General features: G+C 49.4%; 2 protein-coding genes. Both read right to left on the bottom strand.

The genetic code is table 11. From position 1 onward, the window contains the following. Positions 1–301: 301 nt before the first annotated feature. Complete coding sequence (locus WBB07_RS18265) at positions 302–1,078, bottom strand: acyl-CoA desaturase (protein ID WP_526309812.1); 777 nt, start codon at positions 1,076–1,078, stop codon at positions 302–304. Positions 1,079–1,265: 187 nt separating this feature from the next. Beyond that, positions 1,266–3,494, bottom strand: a complete 2,229-nt coding sequence (locus tag WBB07_RS18260) for a glycosyltransferase family 4 protein (protein WP_526309811.1) — start codon at positions 3,492–3,494, stop codon at positions 1,266–1,268. Positions 3,495–3,522: the final 28 nt, after the last annotated feature.

Here is a 3,522-nt window from a genome sequence, read left to right as displayed (position 1 = left end):
GAAAGAAGACACAAATCCATCGGTAGGGTAACACCCAATGAAAGGTTCTATCAGATAATCAAAAATGTGTCGTGATTATATCTTAAATTAGTGCAATAGTTGTCCAGCAAATAGGGAGTATCATACCTTCCCGACATCCGGCCCCATAACGCGGTAATCTTAGCGGTATCGTTGCAATCAAGCAGACCTACAGAAGATAACAACGATGAGTATAAAAAGTTATTTTTTTGGTTTGAGCAAATAATAGCTTCGGATTCCCGCCTTCCCTTCGAGTATTGGATGATGCCAAACTTCTTCATTGTTAAATTTGATTTGACGGATCGTCTGGACGAACCTCCGGAGCCGACATGCTTGCCTTCGGGAAATTGATAACCCGTAGCCACTTCAATAAGAGGACAACAGGGTATACCGGATCGATTTCGTGCCAGCGCCTACCGAAGTTAGCCGAAGAAGGATGTTTATGGTGATTGTTGTGATAAGACTCGCCGAGCATCAGTACGTCAACCACCAGCAGGTTGCGTGAAGTGTTTTTAAGCCTGAAATTGATGTAACCGTATTTATGCGCAAACCAATTGATCACAGCCCCGTGGAAGGCACCCATGGTAATGACGATGGGAAGCAGCAGGAACCACCACAAGCTGCCGGCAAACAGCAGAAAAAAGGCAATGTAGGCGACTCCCCACAGCACCCTCGAAAGCGGGGCATTGCCCCACCGATCAAGCCGCTCCCAGTTTGGTAGGTTTTTTGTAAATCGCTCCTCCACCTGCATACGCCTCCTGTCAATATCGAGGTAGATGTTCCGTGTACGCCACATCATGGCAAAGATATTTGATGAGAAGTTAGGCGAATGGGGATCCCGCTCGGTATCGGTATACGCGTGATGCATACGGTGCATGATGGCGTAGGCCCGTGGGCTCATGTAGGAAGAGCCCTGCGTAATATATGAAAACACGAAGAAAAAACGTTCCCAGAACCGGCTCATCGTAAATGAGCCATGCGCTGCATAGCGATGCTGGAAAAAGGTCTGCGAAAACAACGAGAGATACCATATTCCTATGAAAAAAAACAAAATGACCATGATAATGGGCTTTAAAATGTAAACGATGGATGCAGAGATCGAATATTAAAGCCCACTTTGGCTGCGGTAAGAGGAAAGTGGTAACCCGGAGACGTGTATCTGTATCTTATTAATTATCATAAAGGTAGGTTATTTAGTTGGAAAAACACCAAACTAATGCCTGTATTTATTTTCTGATCGCGCCCGGTCATGATACGATGCTGCCGTAGGGCTTTTCAAAGGTATGTTGCAGCGCCAGATACGAAATAAGATACGCCAGCGTGCTCTCTGCACCCTGGTTACGATTTACGCCGTCGCGTTGCAATCCATCGCAGCAACCTTGGGTGTCAAAATCATACATACTCACGCGGAGATCGTTCTCGCCCAAGAACCACATGAATGACGTATACAGCCGGCTGAGGTAACGGGGATCTCCCGCGCAGCTGTAGGCCTGGAAGTAAAGCAGCACCATAGCCATGGCATCAATGGGCTGTTGGGCAAATGGTGAGGGAGCGCCGGTTTGCCTGTACCAATTCTCATTGCCGATGAGGCTCAGATGTCCTTTGGAAAGCGTATGCGATTCCAGGAATTCCAGACTTTCAAATGCCACATCCCTGAACGACGCATTGTTTGTCACCTCTGCGGCACACAGCATGGCCATGGGCAGCAGCCCATTGTCGTAGGCCAAAAGCGATTCATACCAATGCCAGGTGTCTGTCCGGTGTAGCTGATAGGCATCATAAAGACGTTGGGCCAGCTTCCGCGTTAGTTCGGACATCTCTTCGTTTGACGGATTGTCTTTCAAATAATAATAGAGGCCGATAAGCGTATTGGCAATGCTCCGGATGGACTTCAGGTGTTCAAAATGGGGTGCTGCATTGGAGAACAGCCGTTGCACAACCTGATAATAGGCATCCATCGGCGAATAGGCAATGGCATAGCCGAGCGCCCAGATAGCCCTTCCAAAGGCGTCCTCCGAGCTCAAATCATCGAGGAAACTCCGATTGAACCCCATAAAGTTCCGGAAGGTGCCATCCGTGTTCTGCGCATAATTCAGGTAGCCAAGGTAAACAGCGATATATTTGAGCGCCTGCTCGCTGTTGGTCCTCCTATAAGCCATCAGCATCATGAGCAGTGCCCGTGCATTGTCATCAAGGCAATACCCTTCGTTGTAATTCGGAATCCCGAAGTTGGCATGCTGGAATATGCCCACACGATCCGTGAGCCGTTCGATGTGGTCGAAGCGCAATGGAGGCAGTATGCTGCGGTCCAATGCCGGATCCTTTTTGAGAATCGCTTTAGGGACGTTGGCCATGAGATCTCTGGTAAGTTCATGGTATCTTGCGCCCGTTTTCGGCCAGGTGATGGTTTTTCCGTATTCTCCCGCCTTATCCCGCAAAGCTTCTAATTTATCAGGATGTGCAAGTAAATCTACCAATAGGTTGGTCAGTTGCTCCTCATCAGCAAAGTTAAATAACTCTCCCCGTCCTTCGGCCAACAGCTCGGCCGCGTGCCAATAGGGAGTGGATACGACGGCCGAACCGACACCGACTGCATAGGACAGGGTGCCGCTGGTAATCTGCGCCTCATTGAGATAGGGTGTGAGGTAAATGTCGGAAGCGGCGAGGTATTTGAACAAATCGTCTTCCGACGCGTACTGGTTGAGGAATACCACGTGGTCTTCGAGCCCCAGTTTCTTGACCAACCGGTGCAAAAACAACCGGTATTCTTCGCCCGCGTGCTTGACCACATTGGGATGTGTTTTTCCAAGTACAACGTACACTACGTCGGGGTATTTCGCTACGACGCTCGGCAAAGCGCATATAGCGGTTTCGATCCCTTTGTTTCGGCCAAGAAAACCAAATGTCAGCAATACCCTTTTCGTCTCCAGCCCCAACTCCAGCCGGGCTGCCGTCCGATCGTACCGGATGGGCGGCACACCGTGGGGCACCAGTTCGATTTTTTCTGCCGGTACCCCGTACGTTTGCCGCAGTATCTCCGCTGCCTTGTGGGCCATGACGATTAATTTGCTGGCTACCGTGGTGATTTCTTTCATCACCGCCAGTTGATTGTAGGATGGCTTATTGAGCACGGTGTGGAACGTAGCCATCACAGGAACCTCCAGACTATGCAGCAACGTCAGGATGAATATGCCGTTCTGCCCGCCGAAAATTCCAAATTCGTGCTGGACAATACATACATCCACCTGGTTTTGGTTAATGAACTCAGCCGCCTTGAGGTACGTGCCATGGTCGTCCTGGTCGATGATAAATTTCACTTCCGGAGGATACATATAAGTACTGCCGGGATCATTGATGGCGACGACAAAATTGCCTGATGTCCCGGAACCGTCGCCGGTAGATTGGAAGAGGTGCTGTGTAAATGACCCGATACCGCATTGGCGGGGGGCGTAAGTGCCTATAAAAGCGATTTTCATCTGATTAAATTATTTATGAGTGTAGGTT

The sequence above is a fragment of the Mycobacterium sp. genome (assembly GCF_049647605.1).
Taxonomy (GTDB): Bacteria; Actinomycetota; Actinomycetes; order Mycobacteriales; family Mycobacteriaceae; genus Mycobacterium.
This window is presented reverse-complemented; position numbering and strand designations above follow the sequence as displayed.

Excerpts from the sequence above, each read along its gene's own strand:
- WBB07_RS18260 (WP_526309811.1), bottom strand. The coding sequence starts at position 3,494 with ATGAAAATCGCTTTTATAGGCACTTACGCCCCCCGCCAATGCGGTATC.
- WBB07_RS18265 (WP_526309812.1), bottom strand. The coding sequence starts at position 1,078 with ATGGTCATTTTGTTTTTTTTCATAGGAATATGGTATCTCTCGTTGTTT.